The organism is Chitinibacter bivalviorum (assembly GCF_013403565.1).
GTDB lineage: Bacteria > Pseudomonadota > Gammaproteobacteria > Burkholderiales > Chitinibacteraceae > Chitinibacter > Chitinibacter bivalviorum.
The window spans coordinates 2,406,804-2,422,267 of the sequence record NZ_CP058627.1; the positions used below are offsets into that span (position 1 = coordinate 2,406,804).

At 52.5% G+C, this 15,464-nt stretch carries 13 protein-coding genes; 7 read left to right on the forward strand and 6 right to left on the reverse strand.

All coding sequences use genetic code 11. The features are described 5' to 3' along the window. The first annotated feature begins 166 nt into the window (after positions 1 to 166). The 7 genes from HQ393_RS11370 (at position 167) to HQ393_RS11400 (ending at position 7,391) form a co-directional block, all read left to right on the forward strand. Complete coding sequence (locus HQ393_RS11370) at positions 167 to 1,213, forward strand: rod shape-determining protein (protein ID WP_179355286.1); 1,047 nt, start codon at positions 167 to 169, stop codon at positions 1,211 to 1,213. A gap of 37 nt (positions 1,214 to 1,250) precedes the next feature. Then, positions 1,251 to 2,165 (forward strand): rod shape-determining protein MreC, encoded by a 915-nt coding sequence (gene mreC / locus HQ393_RS11375; RefSeq protein WP_179355287.1) that lies wholly within the window; start codon positions 1,251 to 1,253, stop codon positions 2,163 to 2,165. Continuing rightward, positions 2,165 to 2,671: a rod shape-determining protein MreD gene (gene mreD, locus HQ393_RS11380; protein ID WP_179355288.1), complete on the forward strand. Its 507-nt coding sequence runs from the start codon at positions 2,165 to 2,167 to the stop codon at positions 2,669 to 2,671. Before mreC ends, mreD begins: the two co-directional genes overlap by 1 nt. Before the next feature lie 37 nt (positions 2,672 to 2,708). Beyond that, a complete protein-coding gene (mrdA, locus tag HQ393_RS11385) occupies positions 2,709 to 4,631 on the forward strand; it encodes a penicillin-binding protein 2 (RefSeq protein WP_218871136.1) in 1,923 nt (640 codons plus the stop codon). Beyond that, a complete protein-coding gene (gene rodA / locus HQ393_RS11390) occupies positions 4,624 to 5,736 on the forward strand; it encodes a rod shape-determining protein RodA (RefSeq protein ID WP_246307883.1) in 1,113 nt (370 codons plus the stop codon). Before mrdA ends, rodA begins: the two co-directional genes overlap by 8 nt. 195 nt (positions 5,737 to 5,931) lie before the next feature. Further along, entirely contained in the window at positions 5,932 to 6,909 is a 978-nt protein-coding gene (locus HQ393_RS11395) for a septal ring lytic transglycosylase RlpA family protein (protein ID WP_179355289.1), read from the forward strand. Between the two features lie 152 nt (positions 6,910 to 7,061). Further along, the gene (locus HQ393_RS11400; protein ID WP_179355290.1) at positions 7,062 to 7,391 is read left to right on the forward strand and encodes a DUF805 domain-containing protein; all 330 of its coding nucleotides are present in this window, start codon (positions 7,062 to 7,064) and stop codon (positions 7,389 to 7,391) included. Positions 7,392 to 7,457: 66 nt separating this feature from the next. Here HQ393_RS11400 and HQ393_RS11405 read toward each other — a convergent pair whose 3' ends face one another. From HQ393_RS11405 to HQ393_RS11430, 6 genes are all read right to left on the reverse strand, one after another. Further along, a complete protein-coding gene (locus HQ393_RS11405; protein ID WP_218871138.1) occupies positions 7,458 to 7,655 on the reverse strand; it encodes a hypothetical protein in 198 nt (65 codons plus the stop codon). 104 nt (positions 7,656 to 7,759) lie between these two features. After that, a complete protein-coding gene (locus HQ393_RS11410) occupies positions 7,760 to 10,579 on the reverse strand; it encodes a bifunctional diguanylate cyclase/phosphodiesterase (protein ID WP_179355292.1) in 2,820 nt (939 codons plus the stop codon). Positions 10,580 to 10,681: 102 nt separating this feature from the next. After that, positions 10,682 to 11,992 carry an amino-acid N-acetyltransferase gene (argA, locus tag HQ393_RS11415; protein ID WP_179355293.1) on the reverse strand — a complete coding sequence of 437 codons (1,311 nt, stop codon included), beginning with the start codon at positions 11,990 to 11,992 and terminating at the stop codon, positions 10,682 to 10,684. Positions 11,993 to 12,075: 83 nt separating this feature from the next. After that, positions 12,076 to 13,533 (reverse strand): undecaprenyl-phosphate galactose phosphotransferase WbaP, encoded by a 1,458-nt coding sequence (gene wbaP / locus HQ393_RS11420; RefSeq protein ID WP_179355294.1) that lies wholly within the window; start codon positions 13,531 to 13,533, stop codon positions 12,076 to 12,078. 11 nt (positions 13,534 to 13,544) lie between these two features. Further along, positions 13,545 to 14,639, reverse strand: a complete 1,095-nt coding sequence (locus HQ393_RS11425) for a glycosyltransferase (protein ID WP_179355295.1) — start codon at positions 14,637 to 14,639, stop codon at positions 13,545 to 13,547. Further along, a complete protein-coding gene (locus HQ393_RS11430) occupies positions 14,632 to 15,459 on the reverse strand; it encodes a glycosyltransferase (protein ID WP_179355296.1) in 828 nt (275 codons plus the stop codon). The genes HQ393_RS11425 and HQ393_RS11430 overlap by 8 nt, the downstream gene beginning before the upstream one ends. Between the last annotated feature and the right edge of the window lie 5 nt (positions 15,460 to 15,464).

Sequence of the window (15,464 nt, forward strand, 5' to 3'; positions counted from 1 at the left end):
CTCCCACCCACGAACTAAATGGGTCGGAAGCAAGACAAAGCTTGGCTTGTGCGCGATGATCACCATGCCGCAGTGCAACATCAAGACCCAACAACAGGGTATTTGATTGGCAAAACAGCGCCGTCGAATACCGATTTAATACCGCTTTAGAAACGTGAGATTCGCAATGTTTGGACTTCTTTCCGGCTACTTTGCCAACGATATCGCCATCGACTTGGGCACCGCCAATACTCTGATTTACATGCAAGGCAAAGGCATCGTGCTTGATGAGCCTTCGGTCGTCGCCATTCAGCAAGAAGGCGGCCCATCAGGCAAGAAGACTATTTTGGCCGTCGGCGCCGAAGCGAAAAAAATGCTGGGTCGCACGCCTGGCAATATTAACGCGGTACGCCCAATGAAAGACGGCGTAATTGCCGACTTCACCATTACCGAACAAATGCTCAAACAGTTCATTAAAAAAGTGAACCCAAGCCGCATGTTCAGCTCGCCTCCGCGCATCGTCATTTGTGTACCTTGCGGCTCTACGCAGGTTGAACGCCGTGCGATTCGTGAATCAGCCTTGGGCGCTGGAGCGCGCAAAGTTGAATTGATCGAAGAGCCAATGGCGGCGGCAATTGGTGCGGGTCTGCCGGTAGAAGAGGCAACCGGCTCGATGGTGGTGGACATCGGTGGCGGTACGACTGAAGTGGGCGTGATTTCTTTGGGCGGTATCGTGTATGCATCTAGCGTGCGCGTGGGTGGTGATAAATTTGATGAGTCGATCATCAACTACATCCGTCGTAACTACGGCATGTTGATCGGAGAAACCACTGCGGAAGAAATCAAAAAACGCATTGGTTCGGCTTTCCCTGGCGCTGAAGTGCGCGAGATGGAAGTGAAAGGTCGCAATTTGGCCGAAGGTATTCCACGCTCATTCACGATTTCGTCAAACGAGATCTTGGAAGCGTTGACCGACCCACTAAACCAAATCGTTTCTGCGGTAAAACAAGCACTGGAACAAACTCCGCCAGAATTGGGCGCTGACATTGCCGAAAAAGGCATGGTATTGACTGGTGGTGGCGCTTTGCTGCGCGACTTGGATCGTTTGTTGATGGAAGAAACCGGCTTGCCAGTGATCGTGGCCGAAGATCCATTGACTTGCGTTGTTCGTGGCTCAGGCAAAGCGCTTGAAAAACTGGACAAAGGCAATATTGGCATTTTCACTAACGACTAAGAGTTAAGCAGGTATAGCTACAAAGGCCATGCCTAGCATGGCCTTTTGGCATATACCCAATGCCATTATGCAAGCCACTCAACCTACGTTCTTTAAGCAAGGCCCCAAGCCACTGACGCGTGTGCTGATTTTTTCAGCACTATCGATTGCGTTGATGGTGGGCGATGCTTATTACCAACTGCTTGGTCGCGTTCGCGAACAAGTCTCGGTCGCGCTTTATCCGTTGCAATGGCTGGCGACTGCGCCAACCAATGCGGTGATTGAAGCCAGTAATTTCCTGCAAAGACAAACTGAGCTGATCGCCGAAAATCGCGCGCTCAATGATGTGCGTTTAATTGCGCAAGGGCAGGAAATGCGCTTGAAGGCGCTTGAAGCCGAAAATGCGCACTTACGCGCACTCAAAGTGGCGAACGAAAATAATCCACGCGAAAGTCAGCTCACGCAGATTCTCTACAATGGTCGTGATCCATTTGGCGCGAAGCTGATTGTCGATCGCGGGCAACGCTCTGGCGTAACCGAAGGGCAGATTGTGCTCGATGCCAGTGGCGTCGTCGGCCAAGTCGTGCGTACCCAGCCAATGACCAGTGAAGTACGACTGATTTCAGATCGTGAACATATGGTGCCCGTCGTCGTGGCACGCAATCAGTTGCGTACCGTGGTGTATGGCACTGGACGTCAATCACCGCTGGAAGTGCGCAATATGGCGCCAAATGTCGACATTCAAGTCGGTGATACTTTACTGACGTCGGGGATTGATGGGCTTTACCCTGCCGGTTTGCCCGTGGCCAAAGTTGTTAAAGTGGAACGCGCTGCCGGTACGGCTTTTGCGCGCATTCAATGCCAGCCATTGGCTGCGATTGATCAGCACCGTTTTGTGTTGCTGCTCAATGCACCGCCAACACTGCCACCTTACCCTGAATCAACGCCAGCACCGAAAGCGAAGGGACACTAATGCCAATTAGCCGCCAAATGCTGCGCCCTGTTGGGGGCGGTTTTATTTTTATGTCGTTTATTTTTGCGCTGCTGATTAATTTATTACCTTGGCAGGCCACGACAGCCAGCTTTGCGCCCGATTTTGTCGCGCTGATGATTATCTACTGGACGCTAAATCAGCCGCGTCGTTTTGGCGTGGCGTGGGCGTTTTTGCTGGGGATTTTCATGGATGTGGCCGATGGCAATTTGCTCGGGCAACACGCGCTGGCATATTCCATCATCGCTTTTCTGACTTTATCGCGCCAACGCCAGTTGGCTGTATTTCCATTCTGGCAGCAAGCTTTTGTCGCACTGGCGTTTATGCTGCTTTCGCAAACCATCATGTTAGTAGTACGGATGATGATGGGGGCTAATTTTGTTGGTTGGAGTTATTTTGCGGGCAGTTTCCTCGCCGCTTTTATCTGGCCACCATTATCAAATTTGATGATTATGTATCAACGCAAGGACGTACCGGACGAACTATGAAGGTACTTCACTTGCCTCTATGCGCGTGGGGTTTGCAATGAGCCGCCATGTCGTCATGAATCAGCACAATGAGCGCAACGCGTTTCAAATTCGCCTTGCGGTCGCTGCGCTATTTATCCTCACGATGTTTGGCGTGCTGGTGGCGCGCTTCGCGTGGCTGCAGGTATTTCAGCACGGTAAATACCTGACGCTGGCCGAGCAAAACCGCATTTCACTCGTCCCCATTCCACCGTCACGCGGCATTATCCGTGATCGCAATGGCGTGATTCTGGCGCACAATTTTTCGGCCTATACGCTAGAAATCACGCCCTCTAAAGTGGGTGATCTGGAAGACACGATTGCGCGCCTCAAAGGCATCGTTGATATTACGCCCAAAGATCGACGCCGCTTTAAAAAGCTGCAAGAAGAAACCAAAGATTTTGAAACGCTACCGATCCGCACCAAGCTAACCGATGATGAAGTAGCCCGCTTTGCGGCACAAAGCTATCGCTTTCCGGGGGTAGAAATCAAGGCGCGCCTATTCCGTCAATATCCCCTGGGCGAGTCGGCCAGCCATTTGATCGGCTACATTGGCCGCATTAACGATAAAGACCTCAAGCAACTCGATGAAGATGGCATGCTGGCCAATTATCGTGGCACCGATCATATTGGCAAGCTGGGCATCGAGCAAAGCTATGAAGAACAATTACATGGCGTGACCGGTTTTGAGCAGGTCGAAATCGATTCGGGCGGTCGCGCCGTACGCACACTCAAACGCACGCCGCCGCAGTCGGGCAAAGATTTGACGCTCTCGGTGGATATCAAATTGCAGCAAATAGTTGAGCAGCAGTTTGCCGATCGCCGTGGCTCACTCGTCGCGATTGATCCGCGTACAGGCGGGATTTTGGCGCTAGTGTCACAGCCCGGCTTTGACCCCAACTCATTTGTCGATGGTATCGATCCGCAAACGTGGGGCGAGCTGAACAATTCGATTGATAAGCCTTTGCTCAATCGCGCCATTCGCGGTGAATACCCACCGGGCTCGACCTTTAAGCCATTTATGGCCATTGCCGCACTGGAGCAAAACTTGCCCTTGGTGCATCAGACTATTTCCGACCCCGGCTACTTTATGTATGGCGGCCATCGATTTAATGACTCGAAAAAAGGCGGTTATGGCTCGATGAGTTTTGACCGCTCGATCGCACTGTCTTCTGACACTTATTTTTACCAGCTTGCGGTGCAGATGGGGATTGATAACATTGCCAAATCGATGGCGATGCTCGATTTTGGTTCGACCACAGGTGCAGATCTCCCTGGCGAGCGCCCAGGGATTTTGCCTAGCCCCGAGTGGAAGAAAAAACGCTTTAAAAACCCCGCGATGCAAAAATGGTTCTCAGGCGAAACGGTGTCGATTGGTATTGGCCAGGGCTATAACGCCTATACGCCGATGCAAATGGCACATGCCACCGCGACACTGGCGAATCGTGGCGTGATGTTTAAGCCGCATGCGGTGCAATCGATTCTGGATGCCGCGACAGGCAAGGTGACTTTAGTTGAGCCAACGCCAGTGAAAACGCTGCCGTGGAAACCAGAAAATATCGAACGCGTTATTCGCGGCATGGAAGGCGTCATGACCATTGGTACTGCGGCTGGGGTATTTAGAAATGCACCTTATGTGTCAGCGGGTAAAACCGGTACCGCACAGGTGTATAGCTTGAAAGGCGCGAAATATAACGCCAAAGCAATTAATGAGCGCCTACGCGATCACTCTTGGTTTATTGCATTTGCCCCTGCCGACAAGCCAACTATTGCCTTGGCGATCATCGTCGAAAACGGTGGTTTTGGTGCGCAAGCTGCTGCGCCGATCGCCCGCAAAGTACTCGATTATTATCTGACGGGCAAAATGCCTGACGATCCTGCTGCTGTAAGCGCTTCTGCAACGGCCAGCGCCCCCGCCGCCGAGGAGACCCCAGGTGATTAAGCATATCTGGAATCAAATCAAGCGCCCGATCGACCCGTGGCTACTGCTGTTTATCGTACTGCTGTTTATCGTGTCGTCGTTTGTGCTGTATTCGGCCTCCAATCGCGATATGGCGCGTGTACTGGATAAAGTCACCTTTATGGGTGTAGCCATTGCGGGAATGTGGTGTATCGCCAGCATCCCGCCACGCACCTTGATGCAGTTAGCACTACCCGCGTATGCCGTAGGCGTGATCTTACTGATTGCGGTTGAAGTTGCAGGGGTGACCAGCCACGGCGCCACACGCTGGCTCAATATCGGCATTACCCGCATTCAGCCCTCTGAACTCATGCGTTTGGCACTGCCATTGATGCTGGCCTGGTATTTCCACCACTTTGAATCCACGCTCAACTGGCGGCATTTTATTGTCGGCGCGTTGATTATGTTCATTCCGGTCGCGCTGATTTTGAAGCAGCCCGATTTGGGAACGGCACTGCTGATTGCGTCGTCCGGCTTTTATGTGCTGTTTTTTGCGGGTCTGTCGTGGCGCTTTATTGGGCTGATGTCGGTCGTGATTGGCGTGTTTGCCTACGTCGTGACACACTGGGATATGTGCATTAATGTGCTGCACGAATACCAATGCCGCCGGATCGCGACCATGCTCGACCCGATGGAAGACCCGCTGGGCGCGGGTTACCACATCATTCAAGGCACGATTGCGATTGGCTCAGGCGGCTGGTTTGGTAAAGGCTGGCTGGCAGGTACACAAACCCATTTGGATTTTATCCCAGAGCGCACCACTGACTTTATCTTTGCAGTGTATGGCGAAGAATTTGGTCTGGTCGGCAATTGCGTATTGCTGGTTTTGTATCTGCTGGTGATTTTCCGTGGCCTGATGATCTCGAATAATGCCAATACGCTGTTTGGGCGGCTTTTGGCTGGCGCGATCGCGATGAACTTTTTCACCTATGCGCTCGTCAATATGGGCATGGTGTCGGGCATCTTGCCCGTCGTTGGCGTACCGCTGCCTTTAATTTCCTACGGCGGCACGTCGATGGTCTCGATTTTGGCGACGTTTGGATTATTAATGAGTATTCAGCGCGATCGCTCACTAATGAAGGGTTAGGCTGTAACAGCATTGGGGTTCAAGCAGCGCAGGTCTCGGCAAAGACGAGCCCTAGAGGCTTTTTCGACACACTACAGCCTATATGTTCTATTCCCGCCCCCCGCCCTCTCCCTGAGAGGGCGCCTCGCTACGCGAGAAGGTTCTTCGATAAAATTGGGCGTAAGGCACTAGAACTTACCGGACAAAGGGTAGTCAATGAAATTCAATAACAAGGGTATATTGATCAGCGCATTATTAATTAGTGCTTGTAGCACAACACCCCCACCTCGTACCGAATCCAAGCCTGCCGCCACACCCAAACCCACACCGCAAAGCACGCTTGCTTCATCACCATCACCTTATCGCTGCACCTATGCACCGGCTTCAGGTAGTGGCGCGTTTTATAAAGATGATGGCCCGATGGGTGAAATGCCAGCCAATCTTGATTATGTGATGGAGCCGACGCCAAAGTGGGAGCCACTGCATAAATGGGCCAATCGCCCGTATAACGTCTTGGGACTTTCATTCACCCCCCTCGACACTCCCGGGCAATTAAATGAACAAGGCGTAGCCAGCTGGTATGGCCGTAAATTTCACGGCCAGAAAACCAGCACCGGCGAAATCTACGATATGTTCCAAATGACAGCAGCGCACCCGACTTTGCCGCTGCCGAGCTATGCCCGCGTCACTAACTTGAAAAATGGTCGCAGCGTGATTGTGCGCGTCAATGACCGCGGCCCATTTCACAAAGGCCGCGTGATGGATTTGTCATTCCTTGCCGCATGCCGATTGGGCTACGCCACAGGGGGTAGCGCCGAAGTCAAAGTCGAAAGCTTGCTCCCTAGTGATGCGCCCAGCACCATTGTTGCCGCAGCGGCCCAGCCAATTGTCATCACCCCTGCACCCACAAACGCACCGAACGTCACACCCAAGCCGATCGCGATCCCCATTGCCGATCAAGCGGGCGGCGGCGTTTATGTGCAGCTCGGCGCATTTAGTTCGCAACAAAATGCCGACAATTTCAAAGCTCACGCGGCGCGTGAATTAGATCAGGAAGGCAGCAAGCTCTCGATCCAAGCAATTAATAAGCTCTATCGCGTGCGCCTAGGCCCATACGCCAGCCGCGATGAAGCCCTCAATGCCATTAGCCGTGTTACCGGCGAGAAAAATCTACAGGCCGTCATTAGCAAATAGCCGAGTAGCAAAGCTGTGGCCCCCTAGCATACGGAGGCATGACAACAGAATGGCATTTTACCTTTGAGTCTTGAGGTGTTTGACGGGTAGACTAAGCGAATTAGCCTTGAATTAAGGCGACCCATTTCATAGACTCCCGCAAAGGTACGGCCATGACATTTCAAGAATCGATTCAGGTTTGTTTGCAGAAATTCGCCGATTTTACCGGCCGCGCTTCGCGCTCTGAATACTGGTGGTGGACGCTATTTAACTTTCTGGTTTGCATCGGCACCAGTCTGGCACTCGGCCCCAATTTAGCGAGCTTTGCCTCAGTTGCGCTGATTTTACCCAGTATTGCTGTTGCAATCCGCCGCCTGCACGACTTAGACCGCAGTGGTTGGTTTTTACTGTTGAGCCTGATCCCTGTGATCGGTGCGCTGGTATTGCTGTACTGGTTCACCCAAGCTGGTAAAGGGCCCAATCAATATGGCGAGGCAGCCTGATCGATCCAAGCCCTAGTAATCATAAAAGCCACCTTTAAGGTGGCTTTTTTTATTCAACGACCAGGCTTAAGCCTCTGTCAGCAGCGTGTGCGCTGCAACTCCACCCGATAAGCAAAGCACACACGTGCCCGCCATAATCAGCAAATCCACTTTATCTTGCCGAGCATAGAACATCTGGATCAATGCAATCAGAGCAGCAACGCTCACGGAGTAAAGCAGAATGGCGGCGGTATGCATAAACGAACCTTCTCGGTGAATATGCACAATTGACCCGCCAAAAAAGCGAAAGTTCTACTCGGTTGACATATTAAAATAACAAAAGGTATACGGCCAAGGTCGAATAAGCTGAATGGTTTCAGAGACATACCCTAACGTAAACCGGGGTGATCACGTTGCGGTTTGTCTAACCAATAGCCTTGCACCTGATCCACGCCAAACTCGACCAGCATATTGAAAATGACTTCGTTTTCAACAAATTCGGCAATCGTTGTTTTGCCCAGATCATGCGCAATGCTGACCATGCCACGCACGAACACTTGGCTGTCGGCATCGTTTTGCAGGTCGCGAATAAATAGGCCATCGATTTTCAATACATCGGCTTTCAGTTGCTTCAAGTAGGCAAAAGACGCAAAGCCCACACCAAAGTCATCCAGACACACCACACAACCCGTTGCCCGCAACGCATCAATAAAGCGCTGCGCATCGGTCATATCCGATACCGCTGAAGTTTCGGTCAGCTCAACCAGCAAGCGTTTTGGGCTCACGCCATATTGCACCAAGAGCGCATGAATATATTTAGGCAAATCAGGATCATCAAACGAGCGCCCAGATACATTCACCGCAATCGACGGGCAATCGGGGAAATCGGCCAATTGGCGGATTACGCGCTGAATCACCCAACGATCTAGGTCAAGGATCTTGCCGGTTTTTTCGGCGTGCGGAATAAAGTTATTCGGCATGATTACGCCGCCTGGTGAGCCTTCATCTTTCATCCGCACCAGAGCTTCCAGATGCGCCAATGATTTATCGTGGCAGTGGTAAATACCCTGAAAATGCAACTCAAAACCATCGTGCTCCAGCGCGTCAATAATGCGCTCTTTCCACGAGAGGCGCGTCAGCTCATTGCGCGAATGATCGGCATCGGGGTGGTACAAACGCCATGTCCCCTTCCCGGCGGCTTTGGCCTGATACATCGCCGAGTCGGCGTGCGCAACCAGATCTTCCGCATTATTCGCGTGCTGCGGATAGAGCGCCACGCCAACCGAAGTACCCGGACGCATCAGGTGCGAGCCGGCCATAAATTGAATTTGTGAAATCGAGCTGACAATGCGCTCGGCCAATTTAGTGACTTCAAATTCGCCGCACTCGGGCAACAGCACGGCAAATTCGTCGCCCCCCAGTCGTGAGAGCACCTCATGGCGACGCACCTGCTTACCAACCTCACGGGCAATGGCTTTGAGCAACTCGTCGCCAACCGCGTGGCCGAAGCTATCGTTGACGTGTTTGAATTCGTCCAGATCAAAGAACACCAGCGCCATACTTTGTTGGCGACGGTCGGCTTCCGACACCATGCGCTCCAATTCTTGCTGGAAGCGGTGACGGTTGTAGAGGCCAGTCAGCGCATCGCGTTCGGCTAGATTGACCATATGTTCCGCCAACGCCCGCTGCTGTGTGACATCCTCGTATACCCACATCCGGCCATTGGTTTGGCCTTTTGGATCGAGCACGCGATAGCAATTTTGCGTCACGATGCGCCCGTCGTTCATTGTGACTTCGCCAAAGTCGACGCGATCTTCCATCAGCGACAACTCTTCAAGGTAGATCGACAGAATATCGCCCATCGCCGGGCGATTATCGGCCTGCTGCAACACCTGACCAATCGGGCGATGGCTGAGCAAATCGGCGCTAGAGATGCCCCATAATTCGCAGAAAGCGGGGTTAAAAAACACCAAGCGGTTTTCATTATCTAAAAACAGCACGCCAAAGCGCATTGCGGCCAGTAGCGCCAACATGCGTGCCCGCTCTGACTCGGCGCGCTGCAAATAACTTTGCCCCAAAGACTGAATTTGCCGCAACTCAACCACCGCTTTACGCAGCGCCAAGCGGTCGTCCTTCATTTCGCTATTATCACGCAAGCTGGCACGCAAGCCCTGATATTGCCCTTGCGCACTAATCAAAGGCATCCAGCTCACCGAGGCCCAGAATAAGGAGCCATCGCGCTTCACCGCACGGAATTCATAGTCTTGTTGAATCCCACGCTCCTGCAAGGCGTCTTTGAGCGCCAGATCAAAGCGCGAACGCTCTTCTGGTGTGGCCAGCGACAGGGGGAAATCCGGCAAAATCATGCATTCATTCACCGAGTATCCTGTGAGACGCTCGATCGAGGCATTGATCCAAACTAGCTTGCCAGTGGGGTCGAGCCATAGCTCTGCGCTGTAGGTATGATCGGCAATCGCGTGAAATTTTGCTTCAGATTGCGATAGCGCCTGCACCCGATCACGAATCGAGCGCGACATCTCATTAAATCGGCGGGTAATTTGCGAGACTTCGTCATTGCCGCTCGGCTCTGCAAGCGCCTCAAAGTGCCCTTGACTGGCGGTTTCGGCCGCGCTGATGATGCGGTACAAATGACGCGTCAGCCACACGCCCAGCATCGCCATCAACACGACCATACACAATAAGCCGATCACCAAGGCCAAGCCACTTTGCCAAACCAGACGGCTGGCGGCATCGTGCATAATCAGATTCGACACACCGTAGTGCAATTCACCCAGCGCCTCGCCACCTTGCTCAATGCGAGTCACAGCATGAATCAGTGCCAGACCTTGCTCACCCAGCACTTCATTGCTCGTTGCTGGCGGCAGCTTTTGCGAAACATCCCAACCTCGAGCTGCAATGATCTGCTGTTTTTCATCCAGCAGCACCAGATAATCTATGCCATCGGTAGACCGGATGCCATCGAGCAAATCACCGGCCTTGGCCAAATCGCCGGTGGCCAGTGGCGTCGTAAATGCGGCACTTAATAAACGCGATAATTCTTGAATTCTGACCTCGGTGGCATGCTGCACCATGTCGGTCCAGATGCGCGAGGTATTGATGAATAACACAGCCAGCAATACGCACTGCACCAGAATACTGGCCGCAATCAGGCGTGCGCGAAGCGATGTAAAAATGGGGCGATTTTGCATACTCTGGAGCTTACTATTTCTTGACCCGATTGCACTAGAAAAATGCAATCAATCGCTGCAAAACCACAGCTTCAGGGAAATGCGCCTCACCCCAATTTACAATTAGCGTGCCAATTGCTTGATAAACACTTTTGAGCGGCGCTGATAATTGTAGAGCTGCTTTTTCTCGATCGGCAGATCATCGACCGAAGCCTGTGCAAAACCGCGCTCAACAAACCAATGGCTCGTGCGCGTCGTCAGTGCAAACAGCTTTTCCATGCCAAGGCCGCGCGCCTGTTGCTCGACGTGACGCAGCAGATCTGCGCCACGATCTTCATCACGATAATCAGGATGAATCACCAAGCACGCCAACTCAGCCATGCGGCCTTCGGCAAAGGGATGAATCGCCACAATGCCGATAATCTTGCCATCGTGCTCCAATACCGAGTAGCGGTGTACCTCGCGCTCCAAGAGCTCACGGCCCCGCTTAACCAACACCCCCTGATCTTCCAGTGGCTCAATCAAAGCCAGCATACCGCCGATGTCATCAATCGTGGCATGACGCAGGGTTTCGAGGGATGCGCGCGAGATCATCGTACCGATACCATCGTGCGTGAAGAGCTCCATCAGCAAGCTACCGTCGACATGATGCGTCACTAAATGGGCCCGCTTCACGCCATAGCGGACCGCGCGAATCGCGCACGGCAAATACAGCCGCACGTCTTCGTTGACATCGGGGTGATCGAGCAAAAATTGCTCGGCTTCAACGGCGGTCAGCTCGGTTTGCAGCTCGCCCGCTTCATTAACCACGCCCTGCTGGCCAAACATAAATAGCAATTTATCGGCTTTCAATGCCACGGCCGTACTAGTGGCAACATCTTCAAGTGTTAAGTTGAAAATCTCACCCGTTGGCGAGTAGCCGATGGTCGAGAGCAAGACCAGCTCGCCATCGTCGAGGCGATAGTTAATCGCCGTGGTATCGACTTTGCGCACTTCACCGGTGTATTGCAAATCAACGCCTTCGCGCACGCCCATCGGCTGCGCGGTGACAAAATTACCCGCTGAAACGCGAATATCGGCATTCGCCATCGGCGAATTAGCCAGCCCCATCGACAGCCAAGATTCAATCTCGACGCGTACGTGACCGGAAGCCTGAATCACGCATTCCAAGGTTTGGCTGTCGGTGACCCGCACGCCATGCAAATAGCGGCCTTCCAAGCCGCGCTCGGCGATGCGCGCCTCAATTTGCGGCCGCGCACCGTGTACCACAATCAAGCGCACGCCCAAACTGGTGAGCAAATTAATATCATGCGTTAGCGTGGCAAATTTGCCATCGCGTACCACTTCGCCACCCAAGGCAATCACAAAAGTTCGACCACGGAAGGCGTGGATATACGGTGCAGCCTGACGAAACCACTGAACAAAATCTTGCATTTTAGCCGCCTCTAGGGCAAATCATTTCAATGGGTATAGCTATCAAGATCAATCAATAAAAGAACTTGATCAATATACCCCAATCAATAAGCACCATGCCCGCTCACCACCGTACGGATGGTTTTGCAGACAATCGCAATGTCGTACCATAAATTCCAGTTCTTCACGTACCACGCATCCAGCGCCACACGTTCAGCATAGGTCGTGTCATTACGACCGGAAACCTGCCACAAACCCGTCAAACCCGGCCGCGCTTCCAGATAGAAATCGACTTTATCGCCGTAACGCTCGAGCTCAGCGTCAATAATCGGACGCGGCCCTACCAGACTCATTTCGCCTTTTAACACATTCCACAGCTGCGGAATTTCATCGAGACTAGTCTTGCGCAAAAATGCGCCAATGCGGGTAATGCGCGGGTCATTGCGCAATTTGAAATCCAAATCCCATTCCGCCTTGGCCTGCGGATCGCTCGCGAGCAATTTTTCCAGCACTTCCTGACTGTTGTGCACCATGGTGCGAAATTTCCAGCACTTAAATGGCACGCCATTCATGCCCACGCGCACATGACCAAAGAACACCGCGCCGGGGCCGCCTTCTTTTTTAATCCGCAACACCACATAGGCCAGCAAAGGAGACAACAACAGCAAGCCAACACTCGCGCCAAACAAATCAAAGGCACGCTTGAGCATAATCAGTGGCTTCACCATCAGATTATTGCGCACGCGTAGCAGCAAAACTTCATGGCTAAAGAAATGGTGCGGCACGACGCCAAACAAAGGCAAACCCGCTATTGGCGGAATAATGTGAATGTCTTTGTAGCGCAGCGACAATTGCTCAACCTGATTTTCAAGCTGGCGCAACTCATCTTCATCAACCGCAATCACGACATGCGGACGGCCATTATCGGTAAGCCACTGCAATAATGCTTCACGCGGCAAACGAACTACAGGTAAACGATCTTGACCAAAAACCAGCTCATCGGGGGCATTTTCATCGATCGATAAAAACGCCTGTACTTCAAAGCCTAATTGCCGCTCCGAATACATCGCCCGATAGGCGTCTTGTGCATTCGTACCCGCGCCAATAATCGCCGTGGGCAATTGCCAGATTCTCCGCTTGAGCAACCAGGACTTCATCGCCGAGCGTGCATATGGCAGTAGCACCAAGGCCACACCCCACGAAACGGGCCACAAAAAACGCGAAATCGTAAATTTACCCAGCAACACCAACATGCCGTTGAGCAAAGCAGCCAGCAGCAAGGCGCGCAACACTTCGAGCAGCTCATCCCAGAATGGTAAACGCAGGCTGTAATGCCCGCGCCACCAAAAGTTGGCGACGGTGATGATGGCCAAACCGAGAAAAGCCAAGCCCTGTTGCCGCCCTTCCCAGACCCACCACAACTCCATACTGGCACCAATGCGGTGATAGCGGAAAATCCACAGCAATAGCATGGCCAAGCCAAACGAGATCGCCAGCGCCATAAAATCGGCCAGCGCCAACCACGGTTTGGCACGCTCTGGCTGTAGGTGTTTATCTTGCATATTTTTTCCAATCATTCCGAGATGCCATAAGCGGCATACAGCTCGGTCATCATCTGAGTCAGCGAATAATGAGCTTGCGCATATTGCTGCGCCTGCGCGCCCAGCTTCCTACGCAGGTCAGCATCATTGACCAATTGCGTGAGGCGCGTTACAAAATCAGCGGCATTTTCAGCCAAATAGCCATTTTCATCATTTTTAATCAAATCACGATTGCCAACGACATTGGTCGCTACCACCGGCAAACCCGCCGCCATCGCCTCGATCACCGCCACCGGCAAACCTTCCCAACGACTGGTTTGAATATAAATATCCAGCGTCGCCAATTGCTGCAAAGCCTGTTTGCGATCGCACCAGCCACTGACGGCTACGCCAGCCTGCTTTAAAGCAGCCTCGCCACTCTCATCGCCCCCGCCAATCCAGACAAAATCAACACCCAATGGCTGGCATTTTGCAGCAATTTCGGCAAACAGCTCGGGATTGCGCGCCAAGGTAACGCGCCCTACCGTACCGATGCGGAGGCGATTAGAATTTGGGATCGCCGCGGGGATCGCAGCCAAATCAACCGCATTGTTCACCACTTTGACATTAGGTGATAGATGTTGACGTATTTCTTCGCCCTCGGAAGGCGAGCAGGCGAGAAAAGTCACCGGCACGCCAGCCAGCAATTTCTCGATTCCGAGAAATACGCTATTTTTCACACGCCCTTCAGCACGCTGCAAAAACGACAATCCATGCGGCGAGAAAAACCAGCGCGGTCCTGTTTTACCCGTCCACGCCAAGCTGACCAATCGCCCCACCGCGCCCGCTTTGCTTGAATGCAAGTGCACAATATCGGGCTGCAAATCTTTCAACCAACGATACAAGGCGCGAGCAGAGCGAAAATCATTGAGTGGATGAATCGATCTCTGCATCGGCAAATGAATGCAATTGACCGCACTAGCAAACAAATCACGCCAATTTTCCGGCGTTTCCTCGCGCACGGAATGAATCACCGTAATCTGATGCCCGTCGCCCGCTTGCGCATTGGCCATCGCCGACACCATCGATAATGTGCCTGCGCCAAACGATTCCACCACATGCACAATTTTAGCTATTTTCTTAGCCATTTAACTTGCCACCACGCAGTTTGGATTTAATCTTGAACGCCAGCTCATACGGCATCGCCAGCAGCGCCATTGTGCGCACTATCCCCGCAATCGCAGCGGGGCTGCCGTCAAAATATCGTTTTTGCAATTTCAACCGTGATTTAAGCTGCGTTTTGCGTTTACCCAGCGAAATACCGTTTGGATCTAACTCATAACGAATCAATACATCAGGCAAATTGGCCACTTTGAACTGCTGTGCCATCGCCCAGAACATCGCGTAATCTTCGGCCGCAGGCGCATCCAGCGGATACATCCCCACTGTATCGGCCGCAGATAATTTAAATATCACGCTCGGGTGAATATACGCCGAGTTTTTCTTCATAAATGCCAAAATGTCTTCGTGCGCCGTCGGATGGCGAAGGACAAATTGCTCGACACCCTGCTGATCAACAAAGCTGGCCGCACCACCAAGCAATACCACATCAGGGTATTGCTCCAGAAACGACAATTGACGAGCAATACGGTCAGATACATTCTCATCACCGCAATCGAGCCGTGCAATCCACTCATAGCCACGCGCTTTGGCCCACGCTAAACCGGCGTTCAACGCACCTTCAATGCCTTTATTCTGCGGCAAATTCAAAATCCGTAATGTACCGCAACCTTGGTAAGCCGCCTGCGCGGCCGCCGAATCAATCGGCGCACGCGTGCTGCCATCATCAACCACCAGCACATCACAGGGCTCATCTGTACCGACACTCGCCAGCGATTTATTCAAAGCTTGCGGGTTATTAAAATGCGGGATGAGTAGCAAAACAGCTTGTGCAGTCTTTTCGCTCATTATTA

Excerpts from the sequence above, each read along its gene's own strand:
- HQ393_RS11370 (WP_179355286.1), top strand. The coding sequence starts at position 167 with ATGTTTGGACTTCTTTCCGGCTACTTTGCCAACGATATCGCCATCGAC.
- mreC (WP_179355287.1), top strand. The coding sequence starts at position 1,251 with ATGGCCTTTTGGCATATACCCAATGCCATTATGCAAGCCACTCAACCT.
- mreD (WP_179355288.1), top strand. The coding sequence starts at position 2,165 with ATGCCAATTAGCCGCCAAATGCTGCGCCCTGTTGGGGGCGGTTTTATT.
- mrdA (WP_218871136.1), top strand. The coding sequence starts at position 2,709 with ATGAGCCGCCATGTCGTCATGAATCAGCACAATGAGCGCAACGCGTTT.
- HQ393_RS11395 (WP_179355289.1), top strand. The coding sequence starts at position 5,932 with ATGAAATTCAATAACAAGGGTATATTGATCAGCGCATTATTAATTAGT.
- HQ393_RS11400 (WP_179355290.1), top strand. The coding sequence starts at position 7,062 with ATGACATTTCAAGAATCGATTCAGGTTTGTTTGCAGAAATTCGCCGAT.
- HQ393_RS11410 (WP_179355292.1), bottom strand. The coding sequence starts at position 10,579 with ATGCAAAATCGCCCCATTTTTACATCGCTTCGCGCACGCCTGATTGCG.
- argA (WP_179355293.1), bottom strand. The coding sequence starts at position 11,992 with ATGCAAGATTTTGTTCAGTGGTTTCGTCAGGCTGCACCGTATATCCAC.
- wbaP (WP_179355294.1), bottom strand. The coding sequence starts at position 13,533 with ATGCAAGATAAACACCTACAGCCAGAGCGTGCCAAACCGTGGTTGGCG.
- HQ393_RS11425 (WP_179355295.1), bottom strand. The coding sequence starts at position 14,639 with ATGGCTAAGAAAATAGCTAAAATTGTGCATGTGGTGGAATCGTTTGGC.
- HQ393_RS11430 (WP_179355296.1), bottom strand. The coding sequence starts at position 15,459 with ATGAGCGAAAAGACTGCACAAGCTGTTTTGCTACTCATCCCGCATTTT.